Annotated in this window: 13 protein-coding genes and 1 pseudogene; 5 read left to right on the plus strand and 9 right to left on the minus strand. The window is 37.3% G+C overall.

Translation table 11 applies throughout. The features are described from left to right. Nucleotides 1-67: 67 nt before the first annotated feature. Nucleotides 68-2,233 carry a caspase family protein gene (locus tag ACM03V_RS21400; RefSeq protein WP_414622821.1) on the plus strand — a complete coding sequence of 722 codons (2,166 nt, stop codon included), beginning with the start codon at nucleotides 68-70 and terminating at the stop codon, nucleotides 2,231-2,233. A gap of 115 nt (nucleotides 2,234-2,348) precedes the next feature. On the opposite strand, the gene ACM03V_RS21405 is transcribed toward ACM03V_RS21400, so the two are convergent. Continuing rightward, the gene (locus ACM03V_RS21405; RefSeq protein WP_414622822.1) at nucleotides 2,349-2,699 is read right to left on the minus strand and encodes a hypothetical protein; all 351 of its coding nucleotides are present in this window, start codon (nucleotides 2,697-2,699) and stop codon (nucleotides 2,349-2,351) included. A 364-nt stretch (nucleotides 2,700-3,063) separates the two neighbouring features. On the opposite strand from ACM03V_RS21405, the gene ACM03V_RS21410 reads away from it, so the two are divergent. Continuing rightward, nucleotides 3,064-3,423 carry a DUF3768 domain-containing protein gene (locus tag ACM03V_RS21410; protein WP_414622823.1) on the plus strand — a complete coding sequence of 120 codons (360 nt, stop codon included), beginning with the start codon at nucleotides 3,064-3,066 and terminating at the stop codon, nucleotides 3,421-3,423. A 61-nt stretch (nucleotides 3,424-3,484) separates the two neighbouring features. Here the strand turns inward: ACM03V_RS21410 and ACM03V_RS21415 are convergent, their stop codons facing one another. The 6 genes from ACM03V_RS21415 to ACM03V_RS21440 form a co-directional block, all read right to left on the minus strand. Beyond that, complete coding sequence (locus tag ACM03V_RS21415; protein ID WP_414622824.1) at nucleotides 3,485-3,730, minus strand: hypothetical protein; 246 nt, start codon at nucleotides 3,728-3,730, stop codon at nucleotides 3,485-3,487. Between the two features lie 81 nt (nucleotides 3,731-3,811). Continuing rightward, a complete protein-coding gene (locus tag ACM03V_RS21420) occupies nucleotides 3,812-7,591 on the minus strand; it encodes a hypothetical protein (protein WP_414622825.1) in 3,780 nt (1,259 codons plus the stop codon). A 389-nt stretch (nucleotides 7,592-7,980) separates the two neighbouring features. Further along, nucleotides 7,981-8,703, minus strand: coding sequence for a DUF6753 family protein (locus ACM03V_RS21425; protein WP_414622826.1), 723 nt, complete (start codon nucleotides 8,701-8,703; stop codon nucleotides 7,981-7,983). Next, the gene (locus ACM03V_RS21430; protein ID WP_414622827.1) at nucleotides 8,700-9,776 is read right to left on the minus strand and encodes a cobalamin biosynthesis protein CobQ; all 1,077 of its coding nucleotides are present in this window, start codon (nucleotides 9,774-9,776) and stop codon (nucleotides 8,700-8,702) included. Before ACM03V_RS21430 ends, ACM03V_RS21425 begins: the two co-directional genes overlap by 4 nt. A 30-nt stretch (nucleotides 9,777-9,806) precedes the next feature. Continuing rightward, a complete protein-coding gene (locus tag ACM03V_RS21435; protein ID WP_414622828.1) occupies nucleotides 9,807-10,247 on the minus strand; it encodes a hypothetical protein in 441 nt (146 codons plus the stop codon). Nucleotide 10,248: 1 nt separating this feature from the next. Beyond that, the gene (locus ACM03V_RS21440) at nucleotides 10,249-11,382 is read right to left on the minus strand and encodes a ParM/StbA family protein (protein ID WP_414622829.1); all 1,134 of its coding nucleotides are present in this window, start codon (nucleotides 11,380-11,382) and stop codon (nucleotides 10,249-10,251) included. Nucleotides 11,383-12,330: 948 nt separating this feature from the next. Here ACM03V_RS21440 and mobV point away from each other — a divergent pair. From mobV to ACM03V_RS21455, 3 genes are all read left to right on the plus strand, one after another. After that, nucleotides 12,331-13,998: a MobV family relaxase gene (mobV, locus tag ACM03V_RS21445; RefSeq protein WP_414622830.1), complete on the plus strand. Its 1,668-nt coding sequence runs from the start codon at nucleotides 12,331-12,333 to the stop codon at nucleotides 13,996-13,998. After that, a complete protein-coding gene (locus ACM03V_RS21450; protein WP_414622831.1) occupies nucleotides 13,982-14,488 on the plus strand; it encodes a hypothetical protein in 507 nt (168 codons plus the stop codon). The genes mobV and ACM03V_RS21450 overlap by 17 nt, the downstream gene beginning before the upstream one ends. Before the next feature lie 391 nt (nucleotides 14,489-14,879). Continuing rightward, entirely contained in the window at nucleotides 14,880-15,713 is an 834-nt protein-coding gene (locus tag ACM03V_RS21455; RefSeq protein ID WP_414622832.1) for a hypothetical protein, read from the plus strand. Nucleotides 15,714-15,825: 112 nt separating this feature from the next. On the opposite strand, the gene ACM03V_RS21460 is transcribed toward ACM03V_RS21455, so the two are convergent. Beyond that, on the minus strand, nucleotides 15,826-16,101 hold the full coding sequence (locus tag ACM03V_RS21460; RefSeq protein WP_414622833.1) for a hypothetical protein: 276 nt from the start codon (nucleotides 16,099-16,101) through the stop codon (nucleotides 15,826-15,828). A gap of 175 nt (nucleotides 16,102-16,276) precedes the next feature. Next, nucleotides 16,277-16,626: pseudogene (locus tag ACM03V_RS21465) on the minus strand (hypothetical protein); the annotation flags it as partial.

The following is a 16,626-nucleotide window of genomic DNA, read 5'->3' on the forward strand; positions in this document are numbered from 1 at the left end:
AGAAGAGATGCTAGTACAGCAATGCTCTTTTACGTTCATAAAACTACTAAAGTTGTCAAGGACACAAATGGCTGAAGAAACTAATCAAGCACCGAATTTGTATGCATTGTTAATTGGCATTGATTGCTATATGCCTAATAGATTACCCGATGGCAGTTGCTACGGTCACCTTGGGGGATGTGTACGGGATATCAATCATGTAGAAGCTTTTTTAAAAGACACAAGGAAAGTCCCAGAAACTCAGATTTTGAAGCTGACTGCTTCTGTCAATCCTGAAAATCCAAATCAAGAACAGCCTGTGGAGCCTCCAGAAAAACTGCCCACTCGCAAAAATATAGTAGATAGTTTTAGAAAGTTAGGTGAAATGGCACCACCTAAATCACAAGTTTACATTCAATACTCTGGACATGGTGGGCGAGCAAAGACACACTATCGAGATATCAAAGGAGATGATGGAATTGATGAAGGACTGGTACCTACCGATATTGGTACTTCAGAAGGACAGTACCTCCGCGACCTTGAACTTGCTAAACTCTTGAAAGAATTGGTAGATAAAGAACTAATTGTTACATTAGTACTAGACTGTTGCCATTCGGGAGGGGCAACACGAGGAGATGTACAAATTCGTGGCATGAATGTGGTGGATGATAAACCCCTTCAATCAACGTCTGAACCTGTTGCTAAACCAGATGTTCTGGTTGCAAATTGGAAGGCGCTGACTGAACAAGGAACTCGCGGATTGAAAGCAGTGGGGCTACCAGAAACGAAAGATTATCTGGTTTTGGCAGCGTGTCGTCAGAATGAGGTGGCCTTTGAGTATGCTTTTAATCGGGAAACTAAAGAGCGTAACGGGGCGCTCACATATTGGCTCTTGGATACCTTAAGACAGCAAAACCCTGGGCAAACATATAAAGATTTGTTTGAGCGCATTAACGCCAAAATTCACAGCCAATTTCCTTCACAAACCCCGATACTAATAGGTGAAGTTAATCGTGAGATTTTTGGCAGTGACCTTGCTGAAACTGTATATGCGGTTCCTATTTTGAAGGTTGAGCAAAATGCACAAACAGGCGAAATGCAGGCTAAGCTGGCTGTTGGTCAGGTAAATGGTCTTGGCAAAGGGGCAGAGTTTGCTATTTACCCTCTTAGCACAACTGATTTCACCAAAAAAGAAAATCGAGTTGCGATTGCCAGAATCCTTCAACGGGGTGCAACTGAATCACTATGCAAACTTGAACCGATAGAGGGCAAAGAGTTTAAGGTTGAAGATGGAGATCAAGCTGTTCTAATTTCTCCATCCATTAATCTTGTTCGCAAAGTTTCTCTTGTATATCAACAAGAAGCAACAATAGCAGAGCAAACTCAACCTGTACTACCATTTAACAAACTCTTACCAGAAATTTATCAACAGCAAGCAAAGGCTTTGGAGGCAATCAAAAAAGCTCTACCAGGAAATGGCTGGGTGGAATTAGCAGAAGAAAAAGTAGCAGAGGATGACGATGAGGGAGTTGCATATCAAGTTGCTCTCAATAATAACGGAGAGTATGAAATATGCGATCGCACTGGTCATCGATTTGAAAATATCACTCCCGTAAAACTAAGCAGATCGGATGCTGCTGTCACAGTAGTAAAACGATTGGTTCATCTAACAAAATATCATGCTACAGCAGAGTTAGATAATATGGATAAGACCTCACCTCTAGCAGATAAGCTAGTTATTAGCTGGCTAGGAACATCAGATGATTATCAGCCAGGGGATAAAATTCCACCTAGATCTCAGTTGCAACAATTTACCGATCCCAGTAGCCCAACGGTAAAAATTGGCGAATATGTATTTCTGTCAATTCATAACAATTCCTCACAAGATTTCAATGTTGCTATCCTAGATATTGCCTCTGACTGGTCAATCGAGCAGATATACCCAGGTAAGGGACTCAATTTGGAGACAATTGAGGCAGGTAGAAAAGAAGTGGTGCCTATTCCAGCAGGTTCAGCAGGAGAAGATATTGTGAAAGTATTTGCTACAGTTGGTTCAGCTAACTTTCGTTGGTTAGAACTGCCATCACTTGACGAAGAGCTTAAGCCCAAAGGATTAGCTCGATCCGGTAATCCCTTAGATACTTTACTTGCTGCCATTGATGAGGAGCATCCACCAACTAGAAAATTATCTGTAGCAGCATCTCCCAGCCGTGAGTGGACAACAAAACAGATTAGCTTGCTCGTCAAGGCGTAAACAGATATTTAAATCGGTTTGCGTTAAGGAAACTACTGGAACTTCCGCGATTAACTCAAACCGCACCGGGTTAGCTTGTCTGAGAGCGTATTTATTAGTCCATTTATACCACTGGTTAGCGTTGGGATATTCGATATTCACCTTTTCCGTCGTCGGTATTATCTTTGTAATAGGGAGGTTCGTAACCACCTTTACGCAATACGTTACCGCCGAATAGGTTGCATTTCCAGCGGTTAACCAAGTAATTAAACTTGACATCGGTAGGAACGTTATGTTTGGGGTCGTTATTGATCCAAGGTTGGGGAACGCCGTAATATAATGTAATATCTCCAGTACAAAGTGCGATCGCAGCATTAACTATGTCTTGAGGTGTTGCAACTATGCTTCCAGGTACATTCGTTTTACGAAGCGCTTTATCTAATAGTTTGGCGGCATTTGCGTCAACTTTTCCAGTTACAGGAAGCAAGTTATTTTGCTGAAATACATCCGCAACTTCAACCGGATAGTGTAGGCAAGATAGTTGCGGTTGACATTGTTACAGGTGAATGGGAAATAGATTTTGATGAGATTTCAGCTTCTACTTGACTTGAAAAACGTTACCCAAATGCACAGATTTGGATTGTACGAGTTGGCTCTCGGTATGTTCGTCGATTTGGCGCAAGTCGTAGTCGAAAAGTAAAAACGGTATGATTATTGGAAAAGTTAATGCAGACTATGAGCCAATTATTCGTGTTGCAATTCACGATTATAATGGTAAAAAATAATATTTAAGTTGAAAAAGTAAAAATTAAATATAGAGCAAGTCGGGTTGAAAAATAACGGTGAGAAATATGACAAATCAAACCGAACAAAACTCAACTGCTCGAATTCGCGCTCTCAATGATAAATTCCGTCAAACATTCGATATAAAACTTGGAAAAGTAATCATTACGCAGGGAGTCGGTTGTTTAAATACAAATCAGCTACAAAGATTACTTCAAGCAGTAAAGCAATTTAACGATTTCAATGAAAATAACGACCCTTGGAAAGAACATGATATGGGTAAAATAGAGTTATTTAATGAAAAGTTTTTCTTTAAAATAGATTATTTTGACCGTAAAAATTACTCACAAGGTATTGGTTCGGAAGAACCTGCGAATGTTGACAAAACATTTAGAGTAATGACGATTATGCTTGTAAGCGAATACTAGTTTACTAAAAGACGCTTATGAAAAATTACCATAAGCGTCTTTTAATTTGGAGTATGAAAAATCAAAAATCTATCTGATCAGAATCTTGATTATTTCTACTTTCCTCAATCATTTGATTAAATTCTTCGGAATTGACAAGTTTATCAGTTTCTTCGTTTTCTTTATCTCGTTCTTCCATTTTTTTTAAATCATCACTAGTTGGATAATATAGTTGATCAACATCAAGCTTTCCTTCTGCCAACAATTCTCCCGATGTCTTATCTTGATAACGATTACGAATCGAAATGTATTCTTTCTTTTGAGTCATTTGTAAAAATCCTCTTTTTTTATTTTTTCACACGCTAAGTTTAATTTAAACAAAAAAATACTAATCTGAATCAAAAGATAATTAGTAATTATTTTCCATATTGTTATCTGCTTTTATCGATTGATTTCCAGCTACTCTCGCGTAAATAGAAGGTGCTATTTGTTGGAAATGTTGTACATCTACTTCACTTAATCCATTAGCTGCAATTTCTTCAGCAATATCACCAATCGGTAATGCTTGATACTCCCCATCAAAATATTTAACTCGCATTTTGGGGCTAGATGAACCATTAGTCCACAAAGTAATTTCCTGCGTCTGCGGATTCCAGCTTACTGTATTTAACTTACCTTCTACCGTTGTTTTATCCTGAGTTGAAAGAAAAGCATGAATAATTGGCGCTATTTCCAATGTACGATTAGCTTGAATTTGTTGCGCTAACAAAAATTTCTCCTTGGAAGATTCACTTTGTTGATTTTGATTCCACGATTCTGGATACTCTACCGTATTCGCATCAATTATCACTTTTGCTGCTGAAGGTGGAGAAGCAATAATATTACCTTTGACGGTGTAACCCTGTACCGGAATATTATGAGCTTTTAATACTGCTGTCAGTTTCTCGAATGACTCAGGTTTCAATTCTCCTAATCTTTTGTCTTTAATCATTGCAACCCCAACATCCGGTTTTTGAGGATTTCTACTCGGTTGGACGGAAATAGTCACAGTAGCCTGGTAATTTTGTTTACTCCAATCCACATCAGCGAAAGCTCCCGATTTTAACTTATTTACCTCAATAGAATTACCTACTGGTGTAGTAATAGTTACCCCAGTACTTGCTTCGCTGGTTATCGTAGCTTTGGCGATCGCCCCTACAATCATTTGAGCATCCGAGGGTGAGAGCATTCCTAATTTTTTACCTTCTGCTAGCAACCAACGTCCCTGTGATGATGGATCAATATAGCTGGGGGCTAGTTCAATTTGTATCGGGACTTTCTCTCCTTTCCAAACCTTTCCTTGGTGTTCGGAAGCATATCTATGAGTACCAACAACTGTAAGTTCGGTAAACTGGAGTTGATTAAGCTGCTCTTTAATCTCTTCTCCAAAAATAGCAAAAACGGCACCAGCGCGTTTATTAATATCGTATTCTTCTTTTACTCGTTTAGTTGATAGATTCCACATCGCTGCTGCTATAGCTAAACGTTCTTTTTCTGGAATATTTTCTCTACTTTTGGCAGCATATTCATAAGCTAATTTAAAAGCTGCTTTCTCATGAGAAGGATTTAGAGCAGGATTGATATTAATATCGAGCTTACCAAGTTCAATCCAATTATTTTTGTTTTTCTGGTGCAGTATTTGAAAAGCATCTTTATTTTTAATTACAGAAGCTTCCGTTAACAATCCTAACTGTTTTTTTGCTGGAACAACCTGTCCACGTTTATTAATTGCAGTTTCTCCCGGTATCACAGCAAAGGCTTTATATTGATTATTTTCTTTAAGTAGAGAAACCTGCATTTGTGACAGCGAATAAGCTTGAGGATGCTTGGTATCTTTTTGATTCAATCGAATTTCTATTTGATTTCCTTTACGAGATTTCGCAACCATTCTTAAATTAGGTTGATGTCGATTTGCTTCTACTTCCTGTTTAATATCGTGTGCTGCTCGAATTAACCTTTCATATTTTTGCTTAATATTTGCCGCGATTTCAAGCTGTGAAGAATTAAAATCAATATCTCGAAATAAATCTCTAAATTGAGATAGTGGACGAGGGGTAAGAGCATTACTTTCAAAATGTTGATTAGTTTCTTGAACTAATAAATCAAGCGCGGTATGTAAATTGCTTCTAATAGGTTTATCCAAATAAGCCCATTTTTCATTGCGGTCTTCAAGAGCATAAACTTGAGGATAAGCACATAATTGGGTGCATAATTTTATTACTTCCTGGTTGCTACGCAATGCACTTTTACCGCTTTGTCCCTCAATCTTCAACTGTTGGTCAATTATTCCAGATAAATGATGAAATAGCTGCTTTACTTTTGCTAACCCTTCGGTAACTTCGTCAGGTGTTAAGGTATTCTTTAATTCTGGTTCCTGCACTGGAATCAAGTAATCTTGAAAAGCATTTTTTGTACCTTGGTTTTCAGATGTAAGCTGATGATTATATTCGCTAAAATCATTTAATAGCTCTCGTAAATGTTCTGCTTCTTTGGGTAAATTATAAGAAGCACATCGAGCAAGGTTAGCTGATAAATTAGCTAAAAATGTTCTTTGTTCGTTGTCAGGGACTTGACTACACTCCGATTCAATTGCAATTGCTTTCATCGCTAAATTAGCCACAATCCCAATATTGTCATTCGCAGCTTCTAAAGCTATTTTCTCAAAACTTCCACAGTAAGCTGCTTTTTGAGGTAAAACACTTTCTGGATAACGGTTTTCCGGTTGAGTCTTGAACTCAATTTCTTGTGTGGTGTTGGGAAAATTTTCAGCTAATGCGGTTAAAGGTTTATCACCGTCGCAGTCACTATTTAAAGCCGCTGCTGTGCGATGATTGAGTTTAATACTACCGGGATTCACTTCTTCTCCTTCTAATAGACGATTTGTTAGAACAGCCATGACGTTTGTATTACCAACTGGGGGACGGTGATATAAAACTTTCGCACCGTCGGGTTTAGTGCGATCGCAAATCTCCCAATCTTTCAAACGGTTGCAGGTCATCAGCATCGAAGACTGAAATCTGATAACTCTTCCGGTAGCGCAATCCCGATATTGTTCTTGAAGATGTTCTGACAGAAAATTGATAACCTTTGGTGTTTCGATAATTTGCAGATGTCCTTCCAAATCAGCTTTGAGAAGCTGGTACATTAATTCAGTGTCTTTATCTCCAAAAGCTTCGTTAATTACATTTCCGAAATCATCCAAATCGAAATCATGGATTAACTTAGTCCTGCTTTCTCTTTTAAAATCACCTTCTAGCCTTCTTTCCACCGTTTGAATGTAATCCAGTGCAACCTTACGCGGGTCGTTAGCAATGCTATCTAATTCGACCAAACGCTGTTGTATTCTGGGTAAAGCATCATTTTCTGCACCCTTGGGTAATCCTACCCAATATTGAGCGCCCGTTGCAGCTTCTACCGTGCGGGCATTTTCGCGATTACCAATACCAATTGTGAGAGTATATTCTCCTGGTTGAACTTCTGTTTGTCGATTAATTCTTATCCCAGTTTTCTCATCGTAGAGTTTATTTTTACGTCCTTTACCAAGTTGAGATTTAGAAAGCACTAAGTCATAACCGCTTCCCACATCAGAAAGATTAACTGGTGCTAATGTCCCTTTGATTGTTTGATTTGCGTTAATTCCCTCCTGAGATTTAATAATTCCTCTTACCTGGAACTGAGTAGAAGTAATATTACCTAACTGTTCGTGTAATTTATGGTCAATTCGTCCATCTCCATCCCCCACAAGTAACAAAGCCTGTTCTTTTGGTAAAACTCCCCCACACTCTCCAGTTTCATCATCTACAACTAACACTTTAATATCTTCGACTTCAGCAAAATACTCGCATTCGCCAAATAGTAAAGAACCATATGCAGCACCGAAATGTGGCTCATCAAAAATTTGTAACCGTAATCCCGATTTATCGGAAAAATATAGTCGGTCTTTTTTAGAAAACTGAAGATATTTATCTTGATGTTTCGTCAAATCATCCTCAGTTGAAATTCCAGGATAAACAATGCCGATACTCCACTTAACATCATTACCATAAAGATATTCAGCAGCAGTATTCTCTAAAGTCTCAATTAAAGGTTTACCATCAACTTCGATAGGTTTACCTGTTTTGGTACAGAAATATTCTAGAGCGATTGACATTAGCTCAACCTCTACGTGCTTCTCTCTTTCCCCCCACACCCCTATGGTTCTATGTAAGCAAACAATAAAGTCGTAAACTGTCAGGCATCCAGAAGATTTGATATTACGTTGACATTTACAAAGAACGAAAAAATAAAGTTGTAAACTGTGTGGTTGTAAAACTGCCCTTTAGCAAGAAACTACAAACAATAAAATTCTAAACTGTCACATTGCTTGTTAGTTCAAAGCACTCAGAGGTTTTACTAAAAAACAGTTGATAAGTCTCAAAAGTTATAGTTCAAGATTCTTTCTCCAAATCAAATTTTGATTCCTATGTGTGACAGTTGGTTTATAACTTTACGTCCTAGTTTACGAGTTTACGTTTGGGTTTAGAACTTAATTGTTTACGTTCATTCTACGAACTTACGCTTTGTCGGCGGAGTCGCCCAAATAACACAATGTCCTGACTTCGCTTTACGTCCGTACTGAGATAAAATCACACCTAACCTTTGAGCATCTTTGACGCATTCCCCATTTTCCAGATAACCTCGATTCCAATCAATCAAATTCCTGGCAAACTTCCCTTCTCTAGACATCGCCCATTTCATTGCTTCCAACTCATCCCATGTCAAAGTACTTGACTGCACCTTTGTATATCCACCACTCAACATTCCTGCAATCCAGGGAGGCGTTAAAATTCCCATGATTGCTCCAACTCCCAGGGTGAAAAATAATAATAAACCTGCTGGAAGTACAGAAGTTAAAAGTTTTCTGCTTTCAGTAAACTGTGCTTTACGAATTAGAGCATGAGCAGCTCTATCGATAGCAACTTTCTGACGCTCAACTGCAACTTTTTCCACTTCTTGCAAGTTGCGAACCAAATCTTGATTCCAAGTCTCAAACATCAGTTGCAGAACTTCCGGCGCATCTTTCAACATTACTTCTAATTGTCCGGTAGCTACCAAAATCAGAAATAAGGGGTCATCTTGGGATAAACCGCAACTCACAGCAAAACTCAATACCTGCTTTTTAAACCCTTCGCTTTTACCTTTCAAAGCTTCAGCCAGAAACTTATTAACTTGGTCGTTTTCTTCCCGATTTGAGTTTTCATCAACTTTTGCAGCTTGTGTCATTTAACCAACCTCGTTCGGGCAAATGCTGCATGAGCTTCTTTGATAAAATTCTTGACTCGCTGCTTCGATATCACCTGTAATTCAGGATGAGAAAGCGCACTTTCAAAAGTAATCCCCAATCTATCAATTGTATTTCTTTCCCAAAACGGAAACTTGGGAAACTTCATTTCTACAAATTTATGATTCTTTTTAGCCTCAAGAAACTCAGGCATTTCATCAACATGATCCCACTCATCGCAAAATCCACAATTTTTCACAAATACATGAGTTACCCTATCTCCTAAATCATTCAGAGATTTGATAAAGAAATTAACCGAATCCACACCTCCGGTACATACAAACCATTTCACAAAAGTAATTTGATATTCCTTACCTATTTCATCTAAATCATTCGTCTTTATCCAATTTGTTACCTTTGAATAGACTTGAGCGGGTAAATTAACAATCACTGATTTTTCAAATGCTAAATCAAAAATGTGGTCGGCTTGGTTAGCTTTTTTATCATCATCGCTAAAGAAAGCAGAATGCACGTTCTTGTAAATCTGAGAAATATCTTCATTGCTCTTATCTGCATCCACAATTGCTACTTTATGCTTTATTGAAGCACAGTATTCTATTAAAGCTCTACTAACAAAGGACTTCCCTGCGCCCCCTTTTTCACCGTCTACGATATGAATAGTCGTCGGGATTTTAACTAGTTTTTCTTGATTGCTAACAATATTATTGATGTTAGTAGATATTGGAGCAGTAGTTGAAGAGTTATTTTGAGATGTAGTTTCTAATTGCTCTTTATCTGAATTAGGTTTTGTTAATTCTGTGTGAGGCAAATTTGAATCATCACTTAATTCCCTTACCCAATCCTCAACCGATAAATTATCACTAGGTAACTTCGTACTGTTATCAGTATTTGAATCTTCGGTTTTTGGCGAAGTTGTGGAAGCAGAAGGTTTTTCTTGCATTGTGATAGATATATCTTGTGAATTATTAGTTAAAGCAGTAGGCAAATTCGTATTTTTCTTTGGTCTACCTCTTTTTCTTTTTTCCGCTTGTTGATTTTCTGTTGTATCGCTCATTTGATAAATCTCCGTTTAAGTAACAATCATTTATTCGGAAAACGAACCTAAATTACCCCACTCCCCACCTCCTATTTCAACTTCCAATTGTCCGACAAGCTTTTTTTCAATTTTGTCAGAGACATCAGAATTATGTTCGGGTTTAACTTCGTTTGATTTAATCGGTTGAGTTAAATTCCTATCATTTACAAAAGGGGTATAGAACCGCTCCAATCCTAAAGATGAGCAAATATAATCGACGTGAAGTAATAATTCCCTAACTGCATCTCTACCCAACTGTTGTTTAATATTTAGCGGAATTAAATCATCTTCAAGTAACACCAAAGGTAGCCAGTAAGGACGAATTGCTTGCATTATCAAAGTATTAGCAGAACTCAATTGATGATGTCTCAGATAATTTAAAACTTTTTCTTCTGGAGTTCCCACAAAAGGCTGGAATCTGATGCTGTAGTCAACTCTTCGTTTCTTCAACTTACGCTACCTCACCAACCGAACTTGAACCAGACATGAAATACAAAAACATCCCATAAGCATCTGTAAGTCTCGTTCCTAATTTGTACGTATCTACAGCATCGGGAACAATAACTCCACCGTGCCAGATGCAAGGTGTAGACGAATAACGAGAATTGAGTTCTTTCTTCAAATAATCTGCCGTACCTCCACAAAATACTATTTCATCAACATCACGAGGAACTACGTTGGTTAACCAGGATATTAGCGTCGCGATATAAAGATTTTTCGCTTCTTTGATTGACGTTACCAGCGCTGCTACCTCCTCATTGCGAGATGCAACTGTAGTGCTACGAGTTAGCTTGTACAAAGGAGTAGGGTTGATATCGTACCCGCTCGCAACTATAGCTCTACATAAATCAGATTCGGATAATCCGCTGGTTTTAGTCATAACGGTTTCTATCATCCTCACCATGCCTAAATCCGAAGTTTTACCGCTGTCTAATGCTCCCCGATAGCTTACTAAAACTGAAGCATTGCGATATCCAATCATGATAATTGCGCTTTTACGTTGCCCAATCTCTACCCCCACTCGTTTTGAATGAAGTAGAAATACTCCTGCACCTTCTGGATAACAATTGAATCGTCCTAACTCCAGTGACATATCTCCTGAAGGGGTTTCAAAATTTTTGAGAAGGGAGCGCAGAATATGTTCAAATTTCTTTCGGGATTCATATTCGTTAGCTGGAAGCAATACAGCCAAATCAAATTTAAAACAATTGCTCAACTTTAACTTTTGCGCCAGTACCCACATCGTTGCCAAAACTTTGTACAAACCTCGTTCGTACTTAAGCTCTTTCAATCCAGCATTAGCATAAAAGCGCGATGCAGCTAAATATCCCACTGCTGCATACTTTCCACCAAATCCCACCCAAGCAGCATTCGTAGGTTCGCATACTCCTAAATTATTTTGCGACAAATCATCAATTGCTGCTTTTGGTACGGCTATTACTTCCGGTTCCATAAATAAACTCCCAATTTTTGCATCAGCGCTTGCATAAATTGCTTTCAAACCGCTACCACCAATATCTGCCGCGAGAGTTAATTGAACCGGAATACTATTTTTTTGTGCTGTTTTTCTATTATTTTTACCCATGTTTTATGAAGAAGAAATTGCGAGTAAATATTGAGTAGTAAACGAGTAAGCTGTGAGAAATAAATGAGGGATTAATAATTTTATCTAATACCCTTTTTTGAATAAATTACCTCCTATATTCCTCACCAAATACTCATGAAATAATTTTTAATCCCTACTTCGTTGTAAAATGCTTATAGCAATGCTTTGAGGCTTTAAGAAATCATCTTTTTGGCTCTGAATGCTTCGTAATTGTGTTGGAATAAACTAATTAAATCATCTCGCTCGGTTTACTGCACTCCAAACATATTCCAGCCTGTTGATAAGTTCATTTGTAAACACACTACACAATTTTTTTACTTGCGGCTTAAATAATTATTGCGTTGAAATTAAACCCCGGTTTCCGTTCAATAAATTTCTTTTAAACGTCTTACTATAATCGGTATTAACAATGCTTATAGCTCCGAATAATAAATTAAACGAGATTGATTCGTAGTTCGTAATTTCAATTTTCACCATTTTTAATTCTTGATAACTTCAACAATCTTTCTATTTAGTAACGAATGAGGAGTAGAAGCGGCAATCTAGCAATAGGAAGATTCTTTTTTCAAGAATTTACAGCAAAAGCCTATCGTATTAAAAGTTATTCTTCAAAAGCTAGAAGCCAATACTTAGTAAAAGAACTTAACTCTTGCTGTGATTAAGTTTCAGTTGTATGGAAATGAAAAAAAATGTGTATAATTACATTCAGTTAAAACAGTAAATGCTAAAAATAGTACATAGTATTTACTGTAAAATAAGCAAAATAAAGAGGAAATACATAGAATATATGTAATTTATAAATGTATTTTGAAATTCATACGTAAGGTAAAAATCTTGTTTTAAGGATAAAATTTAGTGGCATCTGCTGCGTAAATTTAAAAACTTTGCTTCGGAATTCAAAGTACAAATAAAAACTGATGAAAAGCGATGATACCGCTAGCCGTTTGTAAAATCCAAAAAATCAAAGGCTGGGGAATGCTAAAAGGTAATGAAGCTCATACTGCAAGAGAAAGAGATACTCCCAACGCAAACCCAGAAATAACCAATATACGGATTATTGGCGATTCCTCTACTGTGGATTTAGTAACTTTAGTAAGAGACAAAATTGGTTCGCAAAAAATCCGTTCAAATGCTGTGCTTGCGGTGGAAATGTTGCTCAGTGCGAGTGCTTCCTATTTCCGTCCCAATGTACCTCATGAAGCGGGAACTTATGAAAAACAACGTTTAGATAACTTTGTGGAAGCATCTGTTGATTGGTTACATTCTTCTTGGAGAGAACGAGTAGTTAGAGCAGAGTTGCACCTCGATGAAATTACACCTCATGTTCACGCTTACATCGTGCCGTTGGATGAGCAAGGTAAACTCAACTGTCGCGCATTGTTTGGTGGAAAAATAAAATTATCAGAACTGCAAGATAGTTTTGGAAGAGCTATTGAACATTTAGATATCTCTCGCGGGATTAAAGGTAGCAAAGCGACTTACACCACGCTAAAAAAATATTATGCTGCCGTTAATCAAGATTCCCAACTTATAAATTTAGAACGCTTTCTTCCGGAAACTAGGGTACATGAAACAAGTGAAGTGTACCGACAGCGAATTATTCAAATTTTGAATCCTGAGTTTGAAATAATCAATTATCAACTCAATCAACGTTCTCGCTTGCTCAAGCAATTTAACGAGTTAAAGCAAACTGCAATACAGAGCGAAAAACTGCGCCAAAAATTAGAGTCAGAATTAAGAATCCTCAAATCAACTATTGAACGTCAAGAATTGCCTTTAGGCTTGGTTGCTTACGAATTAGGGAAAAATTTAGATAACCAATGGTTGTCCAAAACTAACGCTATCGACTTAGTGATGCGAGTCAATCAGTGTAAATTTGATGATGCACTTATCTGGTTGCGCGATAAATTCGGAGAGGAACAGATGCTAGCTGCGGTGACTAATCAAGTGGCTCGCAAAGCAGAGAGCATTGCACATCAATATCCGACAAAAGTATTCGTACCACCAGTACCCGATAAAAGTCTTTGGAAAGAAGTAGAGAAATATTTCCAAAATAATTACTGTATTCCCCAAAAATTAACGCAAACGCTCAATCAGCGAGGCTTGCTATATGCAGATAGCAATAATAATGCCGTATTTTTAGCCCGAAACCTTTCTTTTGAAATTACCGGAGCTTACTTACATTCATTAAAAACACCAACGAATGCTTTTAGCTTATATCCTGGAAGTAAACGTTCTGTTGGTTGGTTTCATCTGAGCATGGGAAGAACCTCGGATAATCCTATAACAGCAGCAATGTTAACTGCTTCGCCAATTGAATCATTGTCTCTAGCAATATTAAATACTCCTCATACAAATAGAACTCTTTACTTATCCATTGACAAGATTCATTCAAATAGTCTTCCAGAGCAGCACATTCCTATACCTGTGCAATTGCTGAATACTATACCAAATATAGCTATTGCTATACCCGGTAAAAGTGCGATCGCCATTCAAAAGCTTTTACCTCATTCAACCAAATTACAACCAAAGACCACTTGGAATAAGGAATTACAACAACGTCAAGGAGTTAAAAACTATGCCACGTTGGAATAAAGAACGTAATGAAATGACTATATTGTCATTCTTAATGAGTAATAATCCTTTATCGTACATATTAGGATTTGCTTTGTTGGGAATGATACTGGGTGTTGACCTTTGGTTCAAATCGATAACTGAGAATTTTCAAAAACCAGAGAAACCCAAGCAACCCGAAACAGCACAGGAATACGTTGAATGGGGTTACGAAGTAATGAATGAAATACCACCATTCCAACAAAATCAAAATAAAAAGCATCAAGCTAATTGCAAGAATGCACAAAAATCCTTTCAAAAAGCAATTTCTCTTGATTCTGAAATCGCTTTAGGCTATCAAGGGCAAGGTATGAGTCTAATTTGCCAGAAAAATATCGCGGCAGGTAAAAAATCTCTCCGCCATGCTAGAACCCTTTATTTACAGAAAGGTCAAAAGCAAGAAGCTAAAAATGTAGATTTAATTTTGAAATACGCGCTTGTATTAAGGTTTTACTATATTAACGGTCAATAGCTACTGAAAGAATTGATAGTTATTGACTGTTATTCTTATTATTATCACATCAAACTTGTGTCAAAGTAGGTCAAAAAATATCTATTTTACAAGTAAAAATATAAACAACAAATCGAAAGATAATATTTGAATTTTTGTGTAGTATTAGTTTATTCGTATTAACTTAAGCTACAGTTAAGTCAGCGTTTAATAGCATATCAAAAGCTAATTTTTTCTGGTTCGTGTTGCTACAAACGATAAATATAAAATCAACAAAAGTTGAAATAATATAAACGGGTGTATCTACTAAAAACAGCGAGAGAAGATAACAATCTAGTTATTATACGAGGTTGTGGAAACGATTAGATGGAAGAACACGAAAAGTATTTGTTCTAATTAATTCTCACAAATTATGAATCTATCTAATACTCTTACACTAGTAGAAAGTAACCGTTCGCAAAAAATTATTTATCCGAACAGAAATTTAAAAATACCAAACACGACTTTATCTAGGTGGCGATGGAGACATTATTATTGGACTACTTATCGACTTCCAGACGGTACTAAAGTAATGAGCGCTCGTCAAACAGCGAGATTGGTTGGACAATCGAAAGCGGATGTTATAGATTTTGTGCAATCCAATAATTTAGAAACAATAGATATAAAAATTCCTTCAAAAGTTATCATCAATGCAATTACTTTACCCACTGTTGCAATTTATTTACAGCACCTTCTTGAACAATATAAATTAGAACATCATCGATTGTCTCTGTGTCGTGAAGAATGGAAAGAATTTATAGACGCATTAAATTTTCAATCACAGAAAGATTTTGTTTTACCAAATCCCTGCTTTTTTAAAAGCAGTTCTTTAATAAAAAGAGCAAACCCGATTCAAATTCAACTTGATGATGATATTACTTTGGAAGTTTTGGTGTTAGCATTTGGAGAATATCGGATTTCCTATGCTCAAGGATTACACTGCATTGAAATGAATTATGATTGGTTGATGGAAAATTCACCTAAAAAAGCTAGAATGCTTTCTAAAATGAGGATATCTCGCCAAGCTGTTGAATGTCGATTTGTTACGGAATTAGGGATAAGGCAGGTATATACTTTTAGCTGTAATGATTGGCTCAGGATATGGGAATATTTTGCAAAGAAGGGGAATAAACTTGCTATTACGCTTTTGAAAGCTTGTGCAGAGGAGAATATTCCGACGAGGGTTGAGAAAGTGCTGCATTGGTGATTTTAATATTTCACTCAAGGTAAGGGCTTTATGGACTTAACCTTTGTTTTTTTAGTTGATTAAAATTGGTTTACACGTAGTCACGCGATCATCCTCTAAGTAATGTGAGCGCTTAGTGAAACTTCGATATATCGTCAATCTCCCGCATCACCCGCTCGATAGTAAAACGATGTATTTGGAGGTGTAAGTCTCTAGCTTCCACATTGCCGTAGGAGTGCAGGAATGCAGCATACAAACTTCTTGCCCCAAATTTCGCCGCAGCCTCGCGGATAATTTCCCGCAAGCATTCGTCGTCAGTACCGAACAATTCTTCGCTATTGTTATCTAAAGCATCGCAGAGGGCTTTGCAGGCAGTTAGGCAGCGCCCTCCAGGTGTACTTTTGAGCAAGCCTGTTGCAATCAGGCAAAGTATGAACGAAATTAGAAAAATATTTATTCATTGCTTTAATTATTGTTTTTTGTTGCGCGATAGAGGCAGCAAAGCTGAACGCGAATTATTAAACCCACATTCCGCACCCTAATCCAATTTGTCGCAGTAGTTAATAACAAAATAATTGTATATTTTAAAGGTTTATTCCCAACAACTGTAATATTACCCTTACTGGTACTTTTTGTACCTCCAACATCTGCACCTGGGATAATAACCCTTTTGGAATATAAATACTCTTAGAAATTGTTTTTTCACCACTTTTTAGCTGCCAGTCGTACCACGGCTGCTGGTACTGTTTACCGTTCTTCTTATTAATAGTCCTCCAGTGTATTCTACCCGTGCCTTCGCCGTAACTTCTTCGAGTAGTACTATTAGTTCGCTCAACAGGTAGTACCGATAATGAGTGTTCCTCCGACTGAGTACTACTGGTTCGCTCAACAGGTAGTACCGATAATGAGTGTTCCTCCGACTGAGTACTACTGG

The organism is Calothrix sp. CCY 0018 (assembly GCF_963920925.1).
Lineage (GTDB): Bacteria > Cyanobacteriota > Cyanobacteriia > Cyanobacteriales > Nostocaceae > Rivularia.